This is a genomic window from Providencia stuartii (assembly GCF_029277985.1).
GTDB lineage: Bacteria > Pseudomonadota > Gammaproteobacteria > Enterobacterales > Enterobacteriaceae > Providencia > Providencia zhejiangensis.
The window spans coordinates 2,761,078-2,783,908 of the sequence record NZ_CP119546.1 but is presented as its reverse complement, the minus strand read 5'-3'; the positions used below and the strand labels follow the sequence as shown (position 1 = coordinate 2,783,908).

Annotated in this window: 30 protein-coding genes; 28 read left to right on the top strand and 2 right to left on the bottom strand. The window is 40.7% G+C overall.

What is annotated here, in order from left to right:
• Positions 1 to 72: 72 nt before the first annotated feature.
• Genes P2E05_RS12315 through P2E05_RS12305 form a run of 3 tightly spaced genes read left to right on the top strand, consistent with a single transcriptional unit; the run spans position 73 to position 1,709 of the window.
• A complete protein-coding gene (locus P2E05_RS12315; RefSeq protein WP_276122779.1) occupies positions 73 to 462 on the top strand; it encodes a helix-turn-helix domain-containing protein in 390 nt (129 codons plus the stop codon).
• A gap of 24 nt (positions 463 to 486) precedes the next feature.
• A complete protein-coding gene (locus P2E05_RS12310; protein ID WP_276122778.1) occupies positions 487 to 1,098 on the top strand; it encodes a hypothetical protein in 612 nt (203 codons plus the stop codon).
• 26 nt (positions 1,099 to 1,124) lie between these two features.
• Positions 1,125 to 1,709: a hypothetical protein gene (locus tag P2E05_RS12305; RefSeq protein WP_276122777.1), complete on the top strand. Its 585-nt coding sequence runs from the start codon at positions 1,125 to 1,127 to the stop codon at positions 1,707 to 1,709.
• A gap of 14 nt (positions 1,710 to 1,723) precedes the next feature.
• Here the strand turns inward: P2E05_RS12305 and P2E05_RS12300 are convergent, their stop codons facing one another.
• Positions 1,724 to 1,912: a hypothetical protein gene (locus tag P2E05_RS12300; RefSeq protein WP_276122776.1), complete on the bottom strand. Its 189-nt coding sequence runs from the start codon at positions 1,910 to 1,912 to the stop codon at positions 1,724 to 1,726.
• Between P2E05_RS12300 and P2E05_RS12295 the strand changes: the two genes are divergently transcribed.
• From P2E05_RS12295 to P2E05_RS12175, 25 genes are all read left to right on the top strand, one after another.
• A complete protein-coding gene (locus P2E05_RS12295) occupies positions 1,896 to 2,225 on the top strand; it encodes a hypothetical protein (protein WP_276122775.1) in 330 nt (109 codons plus the stop codon). The genes P2E05_RS12300 and P2E05_RS12295 overlap by 17 nt on opposite strands.
• A gap of 1 nt (position 2,226) precedes the next feature.
• Positions 2,227 to 3,237: a phage integrase gene (locus tag P2E05_RS12290; protein WP_276122774.1), complete on the top strand. Its 1,011-nt coding sequence runs from the start codon at positions 2,227 to 2,229 to the stop codon at positions 3,235 to 3,237.
• A gap of 319 nt (positions 3,238 to 3,556) precedes the next feature.
• The gene (locus P2E05_RS12285; protein WP_272579635.1) at positions 3,557 to 4,837 is read left to right on the top strand and encodes a tyrosine-type recombinase/integrase; all 1,281 of its coding nucleotides are present in this window, start codon (positions 3,557 to 3,559) and stop codon (positions 4,835 to 4,837) included.
• Positions 4,838 to 5,055: 218 nt separating this feature from the next.
• Entirely contained in the window at positions 5,056 to 5,973 is a 918-nt protein-coding gene (locus tag P2E05_RS12280; RefSeq protein ID WP_276122773.1) for a hypothetical protein, read from the top strand.
• A 116-nt stretch (positions 5,974 to 6,089) separates the two neighbouring features.
• Positions 6,090 to 6,308 carry a helix-turn-helix transcriptional regulator gene (locus P2E05_RS12275; RefSeq protein WP_276122772.1) on the top strand — a complete coding sequence of 73 codons (219 nt, stop codon included), beginning with the start codon at positions 6,090 to 6,092 and terminating at the stop codon, positions 6,306 to 6,308.
• Positions 6,308 to 6,700, top strand: coding sequence for a hypothetical protein (locus tag P2E05_RS12270; RefSeq protein WP_276122771.1), 393 nt, complete (start codon positions 6,308 to 6,310; stop codon positions 6,698 to 6,700). Before P2E05_RS12275 ends, P2E05_RS12270 begins: the two co-directional genes overlap by 1 nt.
• A gap of 15 nt (positions 6,701 to 6,715) precedes the next feature.
• Positions 6,716 to 7,519, top strand: a complete 804-nt coding sequence (locus P2E05_RS12265) for an antA/AntB antirepressor family protein (RefSeq protein ID WP_276122770.1) — start codon at positions 6,716 to 6,718, stop codon at positions 7,517 to 7,519.
• Positions 7,516 to 8,556, top strand: a complete 1,041-nt coding sequence (locus P2E05_RS12260; protein ID WP_276122769.1) for a host cell division inhibitor Icd-like protein — start codon at positions 7,516 to 7,518, stop codon at positions 8,554 to 8,556. The genes P2E05_RS12265 and P2E05_RS12260 overlap by 4 nt, the downstream gene beginning before the upstream one ends.
• A complete protein-coding gene (locus P2E05_RS12255) occupies positions 8,553 to 8,747 on the top strand; it encodes a hypothetical protein (protein ID WP_276122768.1) in 195 nt (64 codons plus the stop codon). The genes P2E05_RS12260 and P2E05_RS12255 overlap by 4 nt, the downstream gene beginning before the upstream one ends.
• Positions 8,744 to 8,953 (top strand): hypothetical protein, encoded by a 210-nt coding sequence (locus tag P2E05_RS12250; RefSeq protein WP_004906529.1) that lies wholly within the window; start codon positions 8,744 to 8,746, stop codon positions 8,951 to 8,953. The genes P2E05_RS12255 and P2E05_RS12250 overlap by 4 nt, the downstream gene beginning before the upstream one ends.
• Positions 8,950 to 9,561: an ORF6N domain-containing protein gene (locus P2E05_RS12245; RefSeq protein ID WP_276122767.1), complete on the top strand. Its 612-nt coding sequence runs from the start codon at positions 8,950 to 8,952 to the stop codon at positions 9,559 to 9,561. Before P2E05_RS12250 ends, P2E05_RS12245 begins: the two co-directional genes overlap by 4 nt.
• Positions 9,558 to 9,731, top strand: coding sequence for a hypothetical protein (locus P2E05_RS12240; protein WP_165906921.1), 174 nt, complete (start codon positions 9,558 to 9,560; stop codon positions 9,729 to 9,731). Before P2E05_RS12245 ends, P2E05_RS12240 begins: the two co-directional genes overlap by 4 nt.
• Positions 9,731 to 9,916 carry a hypothetical protein gene (locus tag P2E05_RS12235; RefSeq protein WP_144140322.1) on the top strand — a complete coding sequence of 62 codons (186 nt, stop codon included), beginning with the start codon at positions 9,731 to 9,733 and terminating at the stop codon, positions 9,914 to 9,916. The genes P2E05_RS12240 and P2E05_RS12235 overlap by 1 nt, the downstream gene beginning before the upstream one ends.
• The gene (locus P2E05_RS12230) at positions 9,916 to 10,512 is read left to right on the top strand and encodes a hypothetical protein (protein WP_276122766.1); all 597 of its coding nucleotides are present in this window, start codon (positions 9,916 to 9,918) and stop codon (positions 10,510 to 10,512) included. Before P2E05_RS12235 ends, P2E05_RS12230 begins: the two co-directional genes overlap by 1 nt.
• Positions 10,513 to 10,526: 14 nt before the next feature.
• Positions 10,527 to 12,938, top strand: a complete 2,412-nt coding sequence (locus tag P2E05_RS12225) for a primase-like DNA-binding domain-containing protein (RefSeq protein ID WP_276122765.1) — start codon at positions 10,527 to 10,529, stop codon at positions 12,936 to 12,938.
• Positions 12,939 to 13,225: 287 nt separating this feature from the next.
• Positions 13,226 to 13,624, top strand: coding sequence for a hypothetical protein (locus P2E05_RS12220; protein ID WP_276122764.1), 399 nt, complete (start codon positions 13,226 to 13,228; stop codon positions 13,622 to 13,624).
• 6 nt (positions 13,625 to 13,630) lie between these two features.
• Positions 13,631 to 14,038 carry a ProQ/FINO family protein gene (locus P2E05_RS12215; RefSeq protein ID WP_276122763.1) on the top strand — a complete coding sequence of 136 codons (408 nt, stop codon included), beginning with the start codon at positions 13,631 to 13,633 and terminating at the stop codon, positions 14,036 to 14,038.
• Positions 14,039 to 14,048: 10 nt separating this feature from the next.
• Entirely contained in the window at positions 14,049 to 14,273 is a 225-nt protein-coding gene (locus P2E05_RS12210) for a tryptophan synthase subunit alpha (protein ID WP_240105952.1), read from the top strand.
• Positions 14,274 to 14,343: 70 nt separating this feature from the next.
• Positions 14,344 to 14,856, top strand: a complete 513-nt coding sequence (locus tag P2E05_RS12205; protein ID WP_276122762.1) for a hypothetical protein — start codon at positions 14,344 to 14,346, stop codon at positions 14,854 to 14,856.
• 177 nt (positions 14,857 to 15,033) lie between these two features.
• Positions 15,034 to 15,207, top strand: a complete 174-nt coding sequence (locus tag P2E05_RS12200; RefSeq protein WP_154632357.1) for a 3-hydroxybutyryl-CoA dehydrogenase — start codon at positions 15,034 to 15,036, stop codon at positions 15,205 to 15,207.
• On the top strand, positions 15,207 to 15,545 hold the full coding sequence (locus P2E05_RS12195) for a hypothetical protein (protein ID WP_154632356.1): 339 nt from the start codon (positions 15,207 to 15,209) through the stop codon (positions 15,543 to 15,545). Before P2E05_RS12200 ends, P2E05_RS12195 begins: the two co-directional genes overlap by 1 nt.
• A gap of 15 nt (positions 15,546 to 15,560) precedes the next feature.
• Positions 15,561 to 18,905, top strand: coding sequence for a hypothetical protein (locus P2E05_RS12190; protein ID WP_276122761.1), 3,345 nt, complete (start codon positions 15,561 to 15,563; stop codon positions 18,903 to 18,905).
• Between the two features lie 53 nt (positions 18,906 to 18,958).
• Positions 18,959 to 19,327, top strand: coding sequence for an HK97 gp10 family phage protein (locus P2E05_RS12185; RefSeq protein ID WP_276122760.1), 369 nt, complete (start codon positions 18,959 to 18,961; stop codon positions 19,325 to 19,327).
• A gap of 39 nt (positions 19,328 to 19,366) precedes the next feature.
• Positions 19,367 to 19,558 (top strand): hypothetical protein, encoded by a 192-nt coding sequence (locus tag P2E05_RS21680; RefSeq protein ID WP_004255159.1) that lies wholly within the window; start codon positions 19,367 to 19,369, stop codon positions 19,556 to 19,558.
• A gap of 888 nt (positions 19,559 to 20,446) precedes the next feature.
• Positions 20,447 to 21,421, top strand: a complete 975-nt coding sequence (locus P2E05_RS12175; RefSeq protein WP_336298347.1) for an Abi family protein — start codon at positions 20,447 to 20,449, stop codon at positions 21,419 to 21,421.
• Here the strand turns inward: P2E05_RS12175 and P2E05_RS12170 are convergent.
• Positions 21,418 to 21,843: a hypothetical protein gene (locus tag P2E05_RS12170; RefSeq protein WP_195698543.1), complete on the bottom strand. Its 426-nt coding sequence runs from the start codon at positions 21,841 to 21,843 to the stop codon at positions 21,418 to 21,420. The two genes, P2E05_RS12175 and P2E05_RS12170, sit on opposite strands and share 4 nt — an antisense overlap.
• Positions 21,844 to 22,831: the final 988 nt, after the last annotated feature.

The following is a 22,831-nucleotide window of genomic DNA, read 5'->3' as shown; positions in this document are numbered from 1 at the left end:
TATATTGTGATCCACTAAGTATTGGTTAGTTGTATTTTGGTATTCAATTGAATACATGTCAAGGGTTTTTGTATGCGAATAGATATCGGTGAGCGCATTCGCTCAGAAAGAGAGCGAATTGGGCTTAGTCAAATGGCGTTTGGCGAAATGGGCGGCGTGAAAAAATTAGCGCAACTTAAATATGAACAGGGTGAACGCTCACCAGATGTTTTATATCTAGCGGCTCTTTCAAAAATTGGTGTTGATGTCCAATTTATTGTGACTGGAATCAGATCAAGTGAAGCATTAGCAAATGATGAAGTGGAGCTAATTAGTTACTACCGTTCCGCGCCTTTGGCAGTAAAGCAAGCTGTATTTGCAGCTTTAACAGCAAATAAGCCTACCGATAGCGAAACAGCAATTAATGTAACAGGATCAGGCCAACGTATAGCAGGGCGTGATTTCCACGAAAATAAAAAATAGTCTTTAAATTATTAGGTGGTATGAGTGAGCATTGAAGTTAAAGGAAACGACAGCCGTGTATCTGGTCGAGACTTTAAAGAGGGTGGTGTTCATATAGAGCGATATGAAGACAGTAAAGTCATTCATATAAACAACTCAAATAATGATGAGAAATTATTAGTCTACGCCCAAAGAAAAATATTAAATGAACTAGTAGCTGAGATCTCAGAGTTAAGTAATGAGGAAAAATTTGTTATTTGGAAGCTTGTGCATGCAGAATGCGGCGTAAATAAGATTGATGAAATAACGACGGAACAATATCCATCAATTGTTAATTATTTAAATAAGATGATTGATGAAAAAAAAGAGGAGGTCAATAAGTCATCATTAGTTCATTTACTATTAAAAAATACACAAAATGACAAAGTACTCAGAGATGATCTGATGGTTTATTGTCAATTTAAGTTTGCAATGAAATCACTTTTAACAGAACTGAATTGTTCCCAGCTTAGACAAGCTCTCGGTTGGCTTTATGAAAAGAAGCAGGAAAAAGAACAATCACAAGGTGTTAATTGGTTAGATGTATTTCGTAAGTACCCACAACAATTCACAGTTGTTTTTGTAATTGGTTTCTTTATTGGACTAGTTATTTTTTAATTATTAATTCTATATGAGAGGATTTAATGAAAAAGTCAATCATTGGTATTGCCTTGCTTTCGTTTATATTGTCTAGCTTACCAGCAAAAGCAGAAGAAACACTTAGCTACGGTGAAACTGAGGAATTAGCTTGTAAAAATAAAGTATTTGATCGTGATATATCTGAGACGATAGAAGATTTTGGAGATTATTATCCAGAAAATAATTCATTTAAAGTGTTAAATAAAAAACCATTGAAATTACAGTTTACTCCGAACGGATACGCAGAAGATGCTAAAGATGTGAAAGAGTTGCTAGTAAAACGTGCGGTAGTCTACGGTGTATATAGAACATTTATACATAGTAACAATGATAAAGTCACAATAGTTTCTTATTTAACAGACTCAACAAATACAAAAAATAAGCTGAAAGGTAGCCCTGAATATACAGTAACGCTCACAAAAAAACATGCTGAAGATATCTTGAAAAAATACCTTCCAGTGAAATCTATTGATGCAATAGTTAATGATGATTGTTCATTTACTCAACAATTTAACGAGCTTCGTTATGACGATTCTGGCAAGAAAGGTTTTAATTCATTTTTTAATGAATTAGTTAAATCATCAAAATAAGAATGATTTGAAAATTATTGCTGTTTAGTATCAGTTATTAATTCTGATATAACTTTAAGATCATGTTTTTCACTCTCATTTTGATAATTGATAGCGGCTACCGCGTTATTACTAAACAGTATTTTTGATGCCTGTCTTAGTAAGTGATAGGCAATTTTGATTTTTTGTAAAGGAGTATTCGCGCTGATGATGACTAAAAACATAACAGATCTCCGAATCAAGGCTCATGGAGTAATTATACAAGAAATAGCGAAAGAACTCGATAGTGCTGATATTCAATACAATCGAAGCCCTATATGCTTTTCCGCTGGTGCTCCTGAGTGGGTAAGCCTAGCGTTATCTACCGGAGGTATTACTAGTTTCATTGCTTCAATAATAATTGCAATGATTAACAAAAATAGAAGAGTCAGAGTCGTTTTTAACGATAGTGGCTTAGTTAAAGAAATTGACGCACCTAACAAAGAACAATTAATTGAGATACTTAAAGAAGTTAAATCTGTAGAGATAGATAGATAATATGGCTGTCAGCAAATTACCTAATGGCAAATGGTTATGTCAGTGTTTCCCCGAGGGAAGAGAAGGCCCTCGCATAAGAAAGAGGTTCGCTACAAAAGGTGAGGCGCTGGCTTATGAACGCAAAATGATGAAAGGTGCGGATGCATCAGATATTGCTATCAATGAGTCTAACGCTATTCGATTAAGTGATTTGATTAGTCGCTGGTATGAAATGCATGGAAAAACGCTAACATCAGGCGATGGTAGAAAAAGTAAGCTTGAGGCTATTTGTGAAAGATTAGGGGATCCCCTAGCTTCTGATTTTGACCGAAATATGTTTGCTCAGTATCGTGAACATAGATTAAAAGGCAAGTGGAATGCCAAAGGCCGAACAACGCCAAAACAGGCAACAGTTAACCGTGAGCAATCATATTTACATGCCGTTTTTGCTGAGTTAAAGCGTTTAGGTGAATGGGAAGGAGATAATCCACTTGATGGCGTTCGCCAGTTTAAAGAAGGTGAGCAAGAGCTGGCATTTCTTTATAAAGATGATATCAATCGCTTACTTGTTGCATGTGATGATTCTCAAAATAAAGACCTTGGTTTTGTTGTTCGTATTTGTTTAGCAACTGGCGCTAGATGGAGCGAAGCGCAGAATTTAACACAATCACAAATCATTCCACACAAAGTGACTTTTGTTCAAACTAAGTCAAAGAAAAATAGAACGGTTCCTATATCAAAAGCCCTTTATGACATATTACCAAAGCGTCGAGGGGCGTTGTTTTCGAATTGCTACGATGCATTTGAAGGCGCCTTAAAAAAGGCAAATATAGAATTACCGACGGGGCAAAGAACTCATGTTTTACGGCACACATTTGCAAGCCATTTTATGATGGGCGGTGGAAATATATTAGTTTTACAACAGATTTTAGGTCATAGTTCTATTTTGATGACGATGCGTTATGCGCATTTTGCACCAGAGCATTTGGATGCTGCTGTTTCTTTAAATCCGCTGGATAATTTGAATAAATAATGTGGCAACAAGACGATATACAGACAGATTTCACCTAATATCGGCTTACTAATAATTCATATTTATCAGTAATTTATTGTTTTAATTGCCCCATATCTAATATTTAAAATCCCTCGGCCTTTAGGCTGTGCGGGTTCAAGTCCCGCCCTGGGCACCACATTATAGTTTACTAAAGTCTACTAAAGTAAGCTAACCCTTAGAAAGGCCTGATAAATACATCAGGCCTTTTCTTTTATGGTCTTCTAAAGTCTATTGCAATCTACCCTATTCAAGGGGCATAATTTGGGGCATATCACTTCTATCAGGATTGTGCCCCCAAATGAAACTCAATGTACGCCAAGTCGAGACAGCTAAGCCAAAAGAAAAAAGCTATAAATTAGCTGATGGTGGTGGGCTGTATCTTGAAGTATCTAATCGAGGCTCGAAATATTGGCGAATGAAGTACCGCCGTCCTGCCGATAAGAAAGAAGACCGTCTAGCATTTGGCGTTTATCCTACAGTATCTTTGGCAGAGGCTCGCTTAAAAAGAGATGAGGCTAAAAAGTTATTGGCTCAGGGGGTGGATCCTAAAGTTGATAGAAAAGAAACCGAACCTAAAACAATAGTAACCTTTGAACGAATAGCACGTGATTGGCACGCCAGTAATAAGCAATGGAGTGAAGATCATAGCGAGCGGGTGATACGTAGTTTAGAAAATTATATCTTTCCTCATATAGGTAAAATGGATGTGCGCTCTTTGCGAACAAGCCATTTATTAGCACCAGTTAAAAATGTTGATAATGATGGGAAGCATGATATTGCTAAACGCTTACAGCAACGGATTACCGCAATTATGCGCTTTGCTGTGCAAAATGATATTTTAGAGGCTAGTCCAGCTAATGATATGGCTGGTGCTTTGGCAGTTGTTAAATCAACTCATCATCCTGCATTACCTTCCGACCAGTTAACAAACTTTCTAAATCGAATCTCTCGCTATCGAGGTCGATTACTAACAAGGATAGCTTTGGAATTAACTCTACTTACATTTGTTCGTTCTAGCGAATTACGTTTTGCCCGTTGGGAAGAGGTGGATTTAGATAATTCTGTTTGGGTTATTCCTGCCAAACGAAAGCCTATACCGGGTGTTAAGTTTTCAAATCGTGGTATGAAAATGAAAACTGACCATATCGTGCCATTAAGCAACCAAGCAGTGTCGCTTTTTCGTACATTATATAATTTAACTGGCCACGGTGAAGTTATGTTTCCTAATGACCATGATCCTAAAAAAGTTATGAGCGAAAGCACAGTCAACAACGCTTTGCGTGTGATGGGATATGACACTAAAACAGAGGTTTGCGGTCATGGTTTTAGAACCATGGCACGTGGTGCTATGGGAGAATCTGGCCTTTGGAATGATGATGCGATTGAACGCCAGTTAAGTCATATCGAAAGAAAAAATGTTAGAGCTGCATATATTCACACCTCAAAGCACATAGAAGAACGTCGATTAATGGTTCAATGGTGGGCTGATTTTTTAGATGCTAATAGAGAAAAAACGATTACTCCGTATGATTTTGCCAAGAAAGCAAGGAACGCCAAGAGAATCAATTTTGGTGATTAGTGAGCTAGCCTACCAGCAACCACATACAGAACCAGACAATAAAAGGTCTGGTTTTTTATTAATTAATTCTAGTTAATCCTTTTTTGATTCTAATAAAAAGTTATCCACAGAAAGCCTCAGAAAAGGGCACTTGATTATAAGTTAATATATTATACACTTTATCTTAATACTGCTTAATAGACAGTAATGGACTACATGGAATCTCAGGGAGATGAGGCGTGGATATATCTGCATATCGTGAATGGCTAAGCTATTCAGAAATAGTGAAGCTTTTGGCGGACAAACAAGAAATACAAGTATCTATTGGCGATATTGCAAGACTTGTCGCAGATGAGGCAATTTCTCCATCTATATATTTTCAAACTCCCGCACCGGCAAGAAAGGTTTCATTGAAAACTGTTCCATTATCAGTAGCACTAGATGATCCTGACGCATTGATAAAGGCTAATTTAGAAATGCTGAATAGTGACGCAGTAATGCCAGAAACCTTAATTCAGCATGCAATACCAATAAATAATGAGATAGTTAGAATTGATGGGCTATGGGATGCTATGTTTTGTGGTGTAATTAAGCACTTCAATGAGTGCCTTTATAGCCAAGGTGTTGGGCTTAATGAACCATTGAGAAGTTTGTATGGTGTAAGAGGGATTGTGTTAATCAAAGGCAATGACTTATATCAGATATTATCACCCGTTGATATTGGTGAATCTCTAAAAATAGTAGAGGCTATGAAATTAGCCCATGCAGACCGTTTGAATCCTTTAGTCGACAAACATATAGCTCAATTAACCCACCTTCTTAATTTGGTAAATAATGGCGATTATTCTCATCAACTCATGCCTTGCACAAGCGTGCCAAGTGGCGCATTACCTGTAATTAAAAAATCTAATATTTTAAAATTAATAAATAAGAATAGCTGTAAAGCAGATAAAAAAGAGTCACCTAAGACCATTAATGCGATGGCTCAATATATATATGGATTAACTTGTGTGAAATATGGGAAGGATATTGCAGATAACCCTCGTTCTCATATTGATAACCCTAGAGGGGAAATAAGAAGTGATTTTGACTTATTAAAACTTCCTTTACCTAGTGGCAATACTGTTTCCGGCTGGATTAAAAATATAGATTCGTAATATTACGAACTATTTTTGTCATATTACGAAAACCTCCGACCTAAAAAAGTATATTTCCTCCTGAGATCTACGAACGTCCATTAAGGCGTATCATTAAACAGATAGCAGGGGGCATAATGCCAACAGTTACAACCTTAAAAGAAAATCTTATTCGCTTACCTGAAGTTATGCGTCGTACAGGCTATGGTAGAGCGTGGATTTATCGCCTCATTGAAACAGGTCAATTCCCTAAATCAGTAAAAATCGGTACTCGTTCTATTGCTTTCGTTGAGTCGGAAGTCGATGAATGGATCGCTAATAAGATTGCTGAATCACGCGCTGGTGAGGTGGCTTAATGGAAAAGAAAAACCACCCGTCACAGGTGGCTTCTCAGAATAACGTTGCGTCATCTATTCTATCAAAGAACCCACCAAAAAAAATCAAAGCATGGAAATATTTTTTATCTGCCTATAACGGTTCTACTGAAAACGATATTTTAAAGTATTGCCGCTTATCATCAGGCCGTAATTATTTTTCAGAACTGGAGCGCAAACTAAATATTAATTTAGATCGCACTGACGAACCGAACCCTGACGGTATTGGATCACATTACCGTTATCGCATTCGCAGCCAGAAAGACGCGCAGAAGGTAATTAACCTCATCAACCAACGCGCCAATGCTGGCGGATATGAAGGTATTTCGAAATCACAATCTGAATTAATTTTGTCGCAGTACCCTACCGAATAATAAGGAAATAACAATATGAAAAATAAAATGACCGTAATGGGTCAGGGATTCGCTCACCCTGAAATCAAGTTAAACGATATTAACGAAACAACTTTCGCCGATATGTTGCCTATTATTAATCATGAATTGAATGGGGAAATAATTAATTGTGTCAGTGCCAACTCATTACATGAAGCTCTAGGGGTAGACACTCGACTAACCGATTGGATCAAGCGTCGCATTAATGAATATGGATTTATCCAAGGGGTAGATTATTTAGTTGTGGAAACTTTGAGCAACTCAAATTTGAGTAGCGCAAAATCTAGACAGCAAATCAAACACGAGTACCTAATCACTTTCAATATGGCTAAAGAACTTGGCATGGTTGAACGTACCGAACAAGGCCGCTTAATCCGTCAATACTTTATCAAGTGTGAGGAAGCATTACACAAAGTAGCGCCAACTATCACCAAGCAATTACGCCATCAACTTAAATCACGCCTCAAAGTGGCTAGTTACTTTAAGCCGATGTGTTCAGCGTTAGAGCTGGCACGCATGGAGCAAGGTAAAAGCACACTCCCACACCATTACACGACTGAGTCAAACATGCTGAACCGTATTGTATTAGGTGGGCTTACAGCTAAGGTATGGGCGAAGCAGAACGGCATTATTAGCAATCCTCGTGATGCTATGAGCGAGACACAGTTAGAGCACCTTTCATACCTTGAGCAGACCAATACAACGCTAATTGAGCTAGGCATGGACTATCACGCACGCAAGGACAAGTTAATCGGGCTGTCTCAGAAGTGGTTAGCGCAACGTGTAGAGGTGGCGCAATGATTGCCTACCAAGTGAATGATTCCCTACTGGCAGGTGGGGAGTCGGTTAAAGTGGACGCCCTTTTATCCATCTTGAATCTAACTTCAAGTTATAGTCAATCAGACAAAATTTCGTCAGGTTACTTGGCTAATATTTTGGCTCATCAACCAGCTAAAGTTTTAGCCGATGTATCAGCGAAAATTTACGCCAATCAATTAATCCTAACCACCGTTGGAGGATGGGATAGTAGCGAGAACCTAAAACGTGGAAAATTTACACCATTTGCTAAAGGTGATTTTTCTCACCTTTCTAAAGATGCGAATTATCCTCATTGGCAAGGTTTAAACTGGGTCACTACACGAGGCGGAATTGAGTTTTGCGAGTCCATAAAAGGCAAAATAATTGAGTTTTTACAGTCCATAAAAAAGGGCGGCCAATCGGCTACCCTTGGAAACGTCGATATTGAATATCGAGCAAGTGAGAACTATCAACATAGCGATCATTTTGCAGTCAGTACAGATAAATCCGAATGCTTAGTTAAAAACTTTGATGACAATCACTTTACTTTCCTACTCACTTTTGGCTATAGTAAAAACGCACTAGCAAAATCTAGTGTCAGGATTGGAACCCTGAGCTTACAAACGGCGACACATGACGCGCCTTGCGTCTTTTTTTGTATCTATGCCTACGCATACCTATTAAATGCGGTATTATATCGCGCTTATTCAATGGTGGCGTTGGTAAGGCAGCCTTCGGGCTGGCTGGTTTCCGTTTGTGCCAGTAGTTCCAACCTTGCTAACGTCACCACCCCTATAGAGATTGGAACCTCTGGTGGTGACTCCGAGTTAAAACAAACGGAGATCATCGTCATGATGGCAACCCCTACCCAAACTCAATTTAAATTTCTATTTTTGAGCATTAAACGCTCAGATACTACCGCTAAACCTTGCCGTATTGCTGTTACAGCACCGAACGAGAACAGTGCAAGACTGATGCTTGTACGTGATTACATTCTGTCATTCGCTGGTCGCTTACCTGCTCAGGAGGTGACAGCATGAGCGCAGAAATCACCATTCATCAAGCCGCTGTAAAGGCGCATCAATTAGAGATGATTGCCCTGATGCTTCCTAACTACCCCCGTAACCTTACACAGTCTGACATCGTAGCTATATCGTCGCTCATGGCGGACTTATCCGGCTATGTAGCTTCATTTCTGATTGAAGAATCATCACGGGAGGCGACCAAATGAAAACAATCAAGTTAAAGGTTGGTCACTTATCTACCTTGGAAGAAGTCGAGCATATCAACGAAGAACTCCAAGCGTTGTTAATCCCACTGTTAACGGCTGTAGAGAATGAGGCTGATACAGATACACATTTTCTACTGAGAGCAGTTAATCGCCTTGTACATGCTCAAGGGAAAGAAATTACTCGGTTAGCGGAGGTGATGAAATGAGACAGGTTACTATCAATGCCACCAGCCTAAGCCCATTCATGTATCAAGGTAAGCGAGTTGTAACCTTTGCCATGATTGACGAGGTACACCAACGCCCAACGGGTGCGGCTAGAAAATCATTCAATGCTCACCGTCAATATTTTACTGAGGGTAAGGATTTTTACCGCCTAACTGGACAGGATTTAGAACTGTTCAAACTTTGTGCGTGCACAAAACGGACGCACAAACATTCACCAATTAGTAATAAAGCCCGAGAAGTAACACTGATTACTGAATCAGGGTATTTGCTAACCGTGAAGCCGTTTAATGATCCGCTTTCTTGGCAGGTACAAAACCAGCTTATAGATGCGTATTTTCGGCTGTCTGAATTCCCTGAATTACAGCACATCAACATTCCCACGCTGGCGGAACTTGAAGCCATGCCAATTGGTGAGGCTCAAAACTTGATTAGCAGTTTAGAAGCTGACTCTTATCAAGGTCACGGTAGGCGCGGCAGTTATGCCATGAACCTACGCCGCAAGGAGAAGAAAGCACTTAAACCAATGGTAATGGCCATTGAGCAAGCCTCGCAGCTACACATTCAGGATATTGGAGATTATCGCTCATGAGAACGTTTCAAATCGCAGGGTATGGCACAACACCGAAAGGGTTAACGCTAGGTATTTGTAAACAGGTGATATCAGCCACCCAGAAAGACGCTCAATCGCAAGTGATGCGAGAGGCGCAACGTGACGGTTTAACCGATATCCGAATTAACTATGTGCGTGAGGTGAAGTAATGGCTAACAAAGAGATGGTTTTATCACTGGAAGTACCACGCATGAAAGTAAACCGAGTGTTGACACTGTTAAGCGTTTGGCAAGAGGCGAATCAGGACGAGGAAACCGCCCACATGATAGATGTTGTTTTCTCTATGGTGAGTGATGCTGTTAAGGCTATTGATTCTGCTATGGAGGGCAAATAATGAACATTTCTAACATTAACGCATTCGAGCACAGCGAACACGGTGTAATTCTCATTACTGACGCAGCGAATCAAGAGGCTATTAGCTATACGGAGGCATTGGACACATTAAATGATGGTAGTTTTGATGGTCATTTATCAATGGGTTTTGAGTTGGTTTTAGCCATTAGCAAAGGAGAGGTTGAAGGCTTTTTTAAATCCACGATTGAGCAAACCGTCATTCTCTGGCGTTGGATTGTTGCTGCCTCGTTTGTCATGGAACAGGCAGATAATAACGGGTTTCAGCAAACCGATAACGGGAAAGGCGGAAAGATTACCGCAGCAGTGTACCGCAATGAACACGCAGCCTTAACTGTCTATGCAGCAAGCGAACGTATGTTATTGGCAAATCACATCGAAGGCGCAGCATATGACCATTATGGGGCAGAGAATGGCGCAAGCATGGCGGTGGCGATGTATAGGGATTTTATCAATCTTGAGCCTCGGCAAGGTTGCCGACTATCAGACCGAGGGCGCGAAATGCTGGATATTCTTCACGATGACCTAATCAGAGCTATAGAAAATGGCGAGTTCGGCAACACCGTAACCATTCATTAAAAGGACGCAATGACATGAAACCGATTGATGTTATCCGTGAGGTGAAGCTGAAAGCCAACGGGCAATGGCAAAACATATTATCTAACCTTGGGGCAGAAGTGCCCCTAAACACGCACACCGCTTGCCCTCATTGTGGCGGTAAAGACCGTTTTAGATTTGACGACAAAGACGGCAACGGCACGTTTATTTGTAGTCAGTGCGGCTCGGGTGATGGGTTGGACTTAGTTCAGCGTGTTCTGGGTGGTAGCGTGACAGAAGCCGCGTATGAGGTGGCTGGCATGATTGGAATTGATACCCATTCAGATAATCCACCAGCCTACCGTAGCCATGAGGTAAAAGCGCAACAGGACGCATTGAAAGCGCAGCAAGCCCAGAACCAAGCTAACGAGCAGATAGAGAAGCATAAACGCTTTACAGCGCGATACAGCCGCACTATTGCCAATGCTAAACAGGGCGAGTCCGATTACCTCAAGGCGAAAGGATTTGATAGTACCACCGTGACCCTGTTAGCCGATGGTTCGCTGATTATTCCATTGATAGACACTGACGGCACAATCACAGCAGCACAAACCATTAAACCTAATGGCGATAAACGGCTATTACTCGATAGTACGAAGAATGGCAGCTATTACCCTATCAATGAACCTGTAAACGTTTCTACGGTGATTATCGCCGAGGGATTAGCAACCGCCATGACGTGCCATTTACTGAACCCAGAGGCGTATACAGTAGCGGCAATTGATGCGAGTAACTTAATTCATGTGGCTAAGGTAATGCGGACGAAGTATCCAGAAAGCAAGATCATTATAGCTGGAGACAATGACAGTAAAAACGAGGTCAACACGGGCAAGGAGAAAGCAGAAGCCGCAGCGCGAGAAGTTAACGGGTATGTATCAATACCCCCCATTGGGGGAGATTGGAACGATCACCATCAATACAGAGATAGAAAAGCCACAGCAACCGCTTTCATCGAAGGAATATATCAGCCACAAGGAGACGAGGCAATGAGTGAATCAAACACAGCCGTGATTGATACCGCTAAGACTAAAAAGAAAAAACGCCGCATTGATACTGATGCCAATATAGCCAAATTAGCCCCAAATCAGTTGGCTATGCTGTTAATTGAGCGATACGGGCGATTGGCGGTAAATACTGACTCAATGACGATATACACCTACAACGGCGTAATATGGGAGAAAGTTAAAGATAGCGACCTAGCCCGAGAAATGGCGGATTTTTTTATTGAGAACGAAACGAATTTTAGTATGCGGTGGATCACTGGTGTTATTGATGTTTTGAAAGTCATTGCTGAGCCAATGGCTGAACCCGATATCGATGTAATTGGATTCGCTAACGGCATATTGAACACAAAGACACATGAATTTAGAGCGCATGATGCTAACGACTGGCTATTACATCAAAATGGGATCACCTACACCGAACCCGCAGCAGGTGAAAACCTGAAAGATAACGCGCCAAACTTTACCGCATGGTTATCCCATGTTTCCGGTGGAGATGAAGCCAAAGCAAGACGCATCAAGGCGGGGTTATATATGGTATTTGCTAACCGTTATGACTGGCAGCTATTTATTGAAGCCACCGGAGTAGGCGGTAGCGGCAAAAGTGTATTTGCTCATATTGCTGAGTTATTAGCTGGCAAGCACAACACATCAAGCGGCGATTTAAAGGCATTGGACGATGCGAGAGGCAGAGCGCAATTTGTGGGTAAAAAACTCATCTTACTACCCGACCAACCCAAGTATGTTGGGGACGGAGCAGGATTAAAAGCGATTACAGGCGGTGACCCAGTTGGTATTGATCCCAAGTATGAAAAGCAATTTTCGATGGTGATGAAATCCGTTGTATTCATGACAGGAAACAGACCCATGCAATTTACTGAGCGCAGTAATGGCGTTGGGCGTAGGCGCGTTATTTTTCACTTCAATGAAACGGTTAGCGAGAGCAAAAAAGACAAGAACCTACCAGAAAAGATACAGGCAGAAATACCCGTGATTATCCGTGATTTGTTGCGTGAGTTCCCAGACCCAGAAACCGCTAACAGGCTATTGATTGAACAGAGGGGATCTAATGAAGCGGTAGACGTAAAGCGCGAAACTGACCCGCTTATAGACTTTTGCGCCTACCTTGTCGCACTTGATAGCCCTGAAGGTATGTATATGGGCAACGCGAACATATCACCACAATCACCGCGTAAATACTTGTATCACGCTTATATGGCTTATATGCAGGGGAACGGAAACAAAAACCCCTTAACGCTTACAACGTTTGGGCGGTCAATTGATAGCGCACTTAAGGAGCTAGGGAAAAAATATATTAAAAACAGGTTCACTCATGGGGTAAGAACAAACCTCGAATTAAACGAATTTGAAGCCGAAGACTGGCTACCACGAACACCGATAAAATAGCATGTGTGAAAAGTTTTAGAGAAAAGTGTTCATAGTGTTCATAAGTGAAAAATAGATATAAATATCAATAAGTAATTTATGAACACTTGAAATTTAAGTATTCATTAAGTGTTCATGAGTGTTCATTGTTGATATGTAGACTCTACATAAGTCTTCATAGGTGTTCATTGAAGTGTTCATACTTAATTAATTGTTATATATGGAAAATAACTTTTTATGAACACATGAACAGTTAGAGCACAAAACTTTTTCACACAGTTAAAACAAAAACCGCACGAGGGGAGAAAATGGCAAATAACTCGAAATTATCGAAATATACAGACACTCACTCACTGGTTGGAGTGTCGGCTCTATCTGACGGGACGCGCTACGCCATCATTGCCTACGATGGGGATTTGTACGCGGTAAAATACCGTCGTTACCTGAAAGATGGGTTTAACGCTATATGCGAATGTAATGATTGGCTATGTTATTTAATAAGAGTTGTAAGGCGCAGTGATAAAAATGGAAGTAAATCCGTTCTAATTTCTTGTTATAACGACCATCTAAAAAAAGAAGTAATCGAAGAATTTGCGCTATCAAAGCAATGGCGGCGAGAGATGATGAATAAAGGCATTGGAATAACGGCTAATTATCAAAAACGCCGTGTTTTGTTGGCGTGGCTTAAACATGAATCAGGAGTATAACAGTAAATGACTAGAGCTATCTTATCGCTAAAAAAAGGAAATAACACCAAAACGCCACAGGAAGCCCCACAGCAACCGAAAAAGAAAAATAAGGCAGATATTCACGCGAAGAAGAAACAACACCGTATCGACCGTATAGCGAAGCACTGGACGCTATTTAGTGAGCCAGAAGCTAAGCCGCTAATGATTGGCATCAAGGAAGCTATGATTGCTGAGGTTAAAGATAAAGGGCTGAATATCCCAGAGGGGCAAATAAAACAAGGGCTACACGCTTATATCAATCGTAAGGTATATTTAAAGGCTCTTATCTTGGGCGGCAATCGGTTTGATATGCACGGACAGCCTAACGGAGAAATCACGCCAGAACAGCAAGCCATAGCAGAACAAACGCTGGTGGAATGGAATAAAAAGTAACACGGGGTGAATGATGAAAATCACGTATCGACATGAAGAAGGTCAAGATATTATTGAGTTGGCTTATACGATTTTAGAGAAAGATAATTTGAGGTATGCCCTTGAATCGGTAACGAGAAAAGCCGATGTAGAAATCAAAACATACGGTTTTATCTTTAAGCGAACAATTATCACAGGTCAGCCTGACCAAATCCAAATAGCAGGAAAAGCCCTAGCAAGGCGTTATAGCCATTAATTGAACACCGCCAGAGCATAAGCCGAGGCGGTTATGTATAATTGGCCTTATCAACTAAAGGGATCACCAAATGAAAAAAATTATGATAACGGCTCTATTGGCTTTGTTTCTATCAGGATGTGATAACAGTCCACCAGCACCCTACGGATTTAAGTGGGGGCAAAGCATGGAAGAAGTGAAGGCTTTAAATCTTGAGGGAGTTAGTGAGTGTAGCGGAATAACATGTGTGTTATCAGATACTCCAGATAATACTAAAGGAAAAACAGTAATTATATTTGATCATGAACTAGGATTAGTTCAGGTAGTACACTCAGAGGAGTTAGAAAAAGTAAATAAAAATATAGTGTTGGATAGGTTTAGCAGCGTTGAGTCTAAACTAGCATTAGTTTATGGTGAGCCTGTTAGTAAAATTATAAGAATTGATAACGAGTATGATTTTTTTGCCTGTTTAGACAAGCTAGGATGTAGCACAATTAAATCTGAATATGAAAAGGAAGGATATAAGGCATCGGTATCAATAGGCACTAGAAAAATTGATAATAAATTAGCCATCCTGACCGACTTCACAAAGCCAATAAAATAATACCTACCAAGAAAAAAGCCGACCTTGAGTCGGTTTTTTGTTGTCTTGATTCTAAGTTAAATAAAAATAATAGAAAATATTTCTATATTTATATCTATTTGTGGATAAATTTTGTTGTTTATTTTTTGCTCTGAATTATAATTGTGGTGTATATAAAAACAGGGTGGATAAATAATCATGAGTAAGCAAAGCAGAACCTACAAAGCAGTGGCAATTGACAGCGAGATAGTAGAGCGTGTCAAAAAGTTTAAAGAAAAACAGGGTGAAAAAGATTTTTTCATTCGACGAGCAGCGATAGGCCAATTAATTCAAGGGCTATTAAGCGATGCCTTGCAGCGTGAGGGGTTCTAATGGAAAAGTTACAGCAGTTAGCAAACACTATAGCTCAGATTTATGTTGATGGGCTAAAAGCGGAAACGGGAACAACATTAGTGACTTATAACGGCATTACAGGCGAGGTGATCCCTGAGTTGCTGGCGGCAGGGTTATTTGATAATGCGGTATCGATTGTTAAGTCTCGTGGTGAGTCGTTCGATGTTGAGAGTAAGGCCTGTGATTTATTGCTCCCGTATTTGAATGTATTCACTAAGCCATACTCCATCACAGATCAGTGTATTTATGTGATTGGCGAAATGACACGTTTTGCATTACGTGACGGTAATGTCAGTGGCTTATCAGCCGTGCATTAATTAGAGGGAACAATTATGACGTATCACGGTGAAGGTTATACAATAGACATACATGGTGAGACTGAGAGCTTGCTTGAAGCGAATAAAGCGATTAGAGAAACAAAGCGGAAAATGGCTGAAATGGGTAAGCAGGCTGATGATACGTCGAAAGCCTTTTACCGTTTTGATAAAACAGCAATGGCCGTTTCCAGTGCGTTAAAAATGCCTGAAATTAACCGATTATCACGTCAAATGAGTGAGTTAACGGGGCAAATTGGCGCAGCGTCAGCCGCAACAGATAGAGCAACTAATGCAAATGCGCGTTTTACAGGGATAATTAGTAATGTCTCTGGGTTATTAGGTGCGGGGTATATTTCTAACATTGGCAGTGCGACCTCCTCACTCTTACAGCACACTCAAGGGGCGATTAACGCTACACAAGCCGAGGTTTCACATACTCGCGCTATTCAAATGAAAGCACAGGCATTACAAGCCGCAGCCTCCCAAGAAGTCATTAACGCTAGAAATCTGACAGTATCAGCACAAGCCGAGTTAAAAGCGGCTCAGGCAGCGTTAGAGCACGTTTATTCACTAGAAGCGGCTAATGATGCCAAGCAACGTGATTTAGAGTCACTGAGAGCACGACAGGCGGTACAGCTCAAGGATGCCGAAATAACCTATCAAATGGCAGCGAGTGAGGAAAATCTACAACGAGTCACCAAAGCTAGCAACGCCCTACACGCCACAGAAACCAAAATCAAAACGCATTTAGCCACAACAGGGAAAGAAATTGCGCGTGTTGAGGCTCAAGTCGCTAAAGCGAAAGAAGTTGAAGCCAACGCAACCCATAAATTAAATGCGGCATTAGCATTAGAGCAAAAAGCGAAAGCCACACTAGCGACCACAACTGACGCTGTGACCGCAGCCAATAACCGCGCAGCCCAAGCCGCTAAAACTCAGTCTATGGCTATGCAAGGGTTACGGGGTGCGGTGGGATTATTAGGTGGCCCTACTGGTGTATTCTTTTTGGCTGCCGCAGGTGTTTACGCGCTGTATAACGCCATGAACGATGACACCGCCACTAAAGAGTTTAACGACAGGGTAGATCAGTGGATTGATAAAATCGACGAACTGTCAGCAAAACAGGCGCGTGTTGTGGCTAATCGCTTAGGCGAGAAGATAGCGGAAACAACCACAGAGCTAGACGGTCAGAAAAAAAGTCTTTCGACTGTTAATCAAGAGCTTGAGGGTTTTAAAAACCAATTAGCTACTTCTGAAAAAGCAATACAGTCAATGAAAGATCGCGGGGATGCGGTAGACCTAAAGCCAAATATTGGTAGCGAATTCATTAAAAAAATCGAAGAACTCACTAAAAAACAGCAGCAATATGAGCTACTTATATCCGAAGGTGAGCAAAATATTCGACGCTGGACGGTATCACAAGGCAAAGCCGCTGATATTGCTAAGGTTAGAGCGCAACAAACGGATGAACTGACCAGAGCCGAATTAATTTACCAACGCCAAGCTAAAGGCGTGATTGATGCTAACCAACAAGTAGCCCGATCACTGGAGTTAGGCAGCGAGGCAGCTGTTAAGAAAGAGCAGGCTATCAAAGAGCTAGAAAAGGCATTGATTGCTGACGGCTTTGTTAAAGACTCTGAAATATTTAAACAGAAAATCCAAGAATTAACGGATGAGTTTGATAAAACGGTCAGTTTAAATCTTGCTAACTCGCTCACTGAGATTGAGCAACGCACCCAAGCCCTCACAATTGGCATGAAAGACGGTAAGCCGGCACTGGATGAATACAACGCCTCGTTACTCCTTATGCAAATGGGATTACAAAAAGGTTCAGCCGCCTACAATACCGAACTCCCGAAAGCCATTGAAGCCATACGTAAGTTACGTGAAGCCCAAGAAGCCGCGCTAAGCAGTAAATCAAAAGGCAATAAATCAGCTAAAGCCGCCAACCAAGCGAATGAAGCGATAAAGCGTCAAAGTGAGCAATTGGCCACGCTGAAAAAACGTTATGGATTATTGGAAAGTGGCGCAGCCGATGTTAACCGCCAAATGGCAATCTATGAAGCTGTTCAGCGACTAGGAGCACAGGCAACAGAGAAACAAAAAGCGGCTATCTCAAAAGAGGCAGCGGAACTGTTTGACCTCAATCAGCGCGTGAATGATTTTATTGCGGCCCAGGAAGTCACCCCAGAGTTGAAACTAGCGCATACCTTTGGTGAGGAAGTGAGAACCCTCAAGCGCATGTTAGATGAGGGATTCATTGATAAAGCCGACTTTGAGCGCATGGGGCGTGAGGCTATGGTGTCATTCAATCAAGGAATGAGTGATATTAAAATTAATGCCTCAGTCAATTACATTGAGGAAAACCGCGCCAAGTTTGACCCTATCCAAGCATTAGCAAATGAGCAAGCTAAAAAGCTGGTGATGATGGAGAACTTCCACAATCAAGAGCAGGCGTTACTTGAAGAGGCTTATGCAAAACAGCAAATGACTCACGAGCAGTTTACTGCCGCAAAAGAGGCGACAGATGCTCAGTATTTAATGTTGAGGACAGCTTCTCAGAACGAATTCAACAAGCAGATGACCGAGGCGGGATGGCAAATACTGAGACAGCAAAATCTCGGTTTTGAAATGCTCACAGGCGCTATTGATTCGTTTGCGGGAAATGCTTCTAACGCGCTAACAGGGATCATTACTGGCAGCATGTCAGCAGAAGATGCTTTGCGCTCAATGGGAAGCACGATATTAAATACATTGGTTAACTCATTTGTTCAGATGGGTGTTGAGATGGTGAAGAACTTCATTTTATCTCAAACGCTCGGCAAAGCATCAGCGATGGCAGCAGCCGCAACAGCAACAGCAGGAGGCGCGGCAGCATTGGCAGCATGGACTCCGGCGGCAATTGCGGCCTCTATAGCAACGTTAGGTACGGCCTCGGCAACTGGATTGACGGCATTTCAAACAGCGATGGCCGGTGGGCAGATGGGAAGTAAGCTTTCTGGTATGGGAACTCAAGCAGTGGGCATGGCATTTGGTGGAGGGCGTGAAAGCGGCGGCCCAGTATCAGCGGATAAATATTACCGAGTCGGTGAAAATGGCAAGCCTGAAATCTTCAAAGCCAGCTCCGGTAAGCAATACATGATACCGGGTGACAATGGGCGAGTTATTTCGAATAAAGATATCGGCGTCGGTTCTGGTGGCGGGGGGAATATCACTCAAGAAATAAGCATTACAATCAATACAACTAATGGGATTCAAGATGATCAATTAAAGAAACTTAAAGACATGATGGAGACGATGGTACTTAAGGGAATTAAAGACCAAAAAAGGAGCGGTGGTTTGCTTGAAAAAGTGCCGTGATAGGAAAAGTACAATAGGGCAGAAACCTGCCCTTTACATTGAGAGCCAACATAATGATAAAGATAAAAGCGTCTAAAAAGAGAGGTAACAACCAATCGTTTCAACAATATTGCCAACATGTAGAGCAGCGAGTATCACGTGCTATGCAGCGATTCCTTATCGACGCTGGAGCACAGGCCGCAATCTATACACCTATCGATACCTCAACATTGATTAATAGCCAGTTTCGCACAGTCACCATTAACGGTACGCGAGTAACGGGGCGTATTGGTTATTCCGCCAGCTATGCCGCTTATGTGCATGACCCGAAAGTTAAGCAGAAGTTTAAACGCCCAACGGCTAAAAAAGAGTTTCTAAAAAAAGGTGTTGAGGAAACGTTACCCAATTTAGCTAAGTATATTCAGGAAGAATTGAAGCGTTAACTTTGATGATTTAGATACCAGTACGCGCGAGGGGCAAATATGCAGAAAACAATCAAGAAGAAAACTAACCGTTATTTTAATGATGTGCCTACAACGCGCCTAATCGTGACGTGTGAGCAGTCAGTCATTGACATGGTAGATATTCACATTAGAGCCGATAGAGTGACTAGGGGCAATCGTGCGGAGTTTGTGAGGCAAGCAATTATTGAGAAGCTACAGCGTGAACTTTGATGATTAACGGAGCAGTATGCGCACACGCACAAGACTGTAAATCTTTGACGATTTAGTGACACGTTATGAATGATGATTTTCGGGCACGTTAACAAAAGCAGTTAGATAGTTTTTACACATCGTAGGACGGGAGTTTTTACACACGCTAGACGGAATTATCGGACACGTTAGCGGTTAGTTTTCGGACATCGTAGCAAGAGTTTTCGAAGTCCATAAAAAGGGTTGAATTAGCGACAAATATAGACATTAAATCTTAACAATTCTTAACGTTTTTCTAATGCCAAAATCTTAAGAAATCCTAAGATTATTACTGGTCGGATGTTAACAATTGTAAACATTCAGATGATAACATTTGATAACGTATTTCAGGCTGTACCACCTCACGAAACATCACGCTATTGATATTTTACTACTAGGGAAAACTAGAGTTGCTACTACAGAAAACTACAGGTTGAACTCAGTAAAATTTAGTCATTGCTGGTGGCTTGAGATGTATAGATATGTCGAGGTGAATTGTGCATATCACTACAAAAAAATGGCGTATCATATCGCTCTGTTTAATATTAAGTATAACAAGCACAATTAAATTTTTGTTTGCGACTAATATCACGATATGCAGATAAATAATTTTTCTTGTGCATTAATAGGTAATCCCGATTAAACTATATGTGGTGTGTATATTTGTTCAAGTCATCTATATATTGAATTTTATGTATGTGAAAGTTGGATTAAGGTAAAGCTAGTGTTGTAGCTTCTATTGACTTATTCAGTTTATGTAGTAAATTTTATCTCAACTGAGCCCGATCCTCTGTTTCTCCATGCTTAAATGCTTTGTGAGTCTCATGGTCGGGCCTTCTATTTTATGGCTCAGATAAAAATAAATAAATCATGATGATAGCTGCAAAACCACATAAGGAATATGCCGAGCAATTAAGCCTTTTACTTGAAAGGGGAATGCAGATTTCTGATCATGATCGAGCAATAAAAAAATTAACTCAAGTTGGTTATTATCGGCTATCAGGTTTTTGGTATACAGCTAGAATAATTGTTACTGGTGATGATGGCCTTTCACGCAGAACAGATCAGTTTCTATCAGGAACAACGTTTGAAAGCGCTTATGACCTCTATTTGTTTGATAAAAAGCTTCGCCTATTAATGCTAGATGCCTTAGAGCGTATAGAAATACATATTAGGTCAGTTGTCGCACATGAAATAGGCCGATTAGATCCTCTTGCGTACCGTAAAACCTCCTTTATGAATCCTCGATTTACTTCTGAGGCAAATAATAAATTTGTTCAATGGCTAACAGCTCTTGATGGAAAAATAAAAGCTAGTAGAGATGAGTGTATTCATTGGCATATTGAACAAAAAAAGGAAATTCCATTTTGGGTTGCGGTTGAAACATGGGATTTTGGGCAAATGTCGAAATATTACTCAATGCTCAATGGTAACTTACAAAAGAAAATCACTCGTCGATTCGGTATAAATAACACACGGCTATTTGCTAATTGGCTGAATGGACTTAATATATTACGAAATAGATGCGCACATCATTCGAGAATATGGAATCGTAAATATGTGCCTTTAATGATTCCGCAAATAGCTTATTTTGATTCACTGATCTCTACCAGTCTCCAAAAAGAACGAATCTATGGACTAGTTTGTGTAATCTGGTATTTAGTTAAACGCATTGCGCCAAACTCAAATTGGCTTCGACAAGTTGCTGACCTTATAGACTCTAAACCGAACATGCCAGGATGTAGCTTTAATCATATGGGATTATCTTCTAGAGGATTCCCTCGGGAAGCATTTGGCGCTGATTTAGGATTTATTACTGCAAGCAATGAGGATAATATATCTTAACGCCCAACTTGTAGTTTTCCTGCTATATCCTTGTGACGCTTCCACGCTGAATAAATATCCTTATCCCACGCTTTACCGCCTTTAGTTTGATATCCAGCCTCGTTAATTCGCTCAGCGATAATGCGACCGTTATCTATACCCTCTGACAGCACCAAATTAACCACAGAAACGACAGCAGACTCATTATAGGTATACGGTGGGATATCTGCCTTACCAGCAATCAAAGATGCCACAGACGATTCTAGGCGTTCCACCAGCGACAGCATACGAGCATCAGGATTACTGTCTGGGCGGTTTAACTTCTCTTTGATAGCTGAGACTATCCACGCTGTTTTATCGCTGCCAGAGTTCGATACAGCATCATTAAACAGGGCTTGCAGTTCAGCAGGTAGGCGGAAGGCAATAAGATTAGATTTACTCATGATAATAGTCCGTTATTAATTCAGTGAGTGCTTATTATATCAGCGTATAACACTGTTATACAGGTTAGAAAATGTAAAATTGCTGGTGGATTTAACGGATAAATCCATAACTTAAAGTTAGGGTAACTTACTGTAAAACAAGCAAAGCGTATTATTGCGCCTTGTAACTGACTGAATACATGGCAAAGCTCAAATTTGAGCGCAGTATAATTTTATCAATAGAATCAATCGGCTCATTTTTGAGCCTGTATTTATCAATAGAAACAATGCCCTCAAAATTGAGGAGAGGTAACGATTGTGATTATGGCCATAGTCGGAAAGGGTGACAGTTGAAATGCTACCCTTGATACTAAGGACGGCTTGAAATGAAGCTCTCATATCAAAACCACAAATTAGTGCCTTTAGCCAAAGTAGCTAAGTATTAGCCTGTACAGCTAATCATCCAAAAAAAACACGGTGTAGTTATTTTGATATCAAAAAGAATCGCGGTAATAACGTACCGAAATGGTACTAATATAAACCACGGTGGTACTATGGTGTTGCTATAATGATTGTAAGGTATCCGCTTTGGTATCCACCGAAAAGGCTATATTTTAGTGGATACTCTATCCGCTGAATGTTGACAATTGTTGACATCAGAACCAGACAAAACCAGACATGAGAACCTGACAAAACCTGACATCGTGTCAAATAAATTTATAAGCCCCGTCCAAAATAAAATAGGTACGCAGTAGGTACGTGCTTAATTCTAACGATTCGTTATAATCAAATAAAATCATGATGTTGTGTAAAAGTACGCAGAATGGTACGCAGCAAAACAAGGGTAATAAGTTTGGACTAGTCTTGACGGATTTAACTTGGTTGCCATTTTGACGGTTGCCACTCTGGTTGCCAGCAAAACAGCATGTTTTATGCTAGTGGATTGATAGGCTTTGATTGTTCCAATCCAGCACAATTAAGGTATAGCGATAATCACACCACCTTTGAG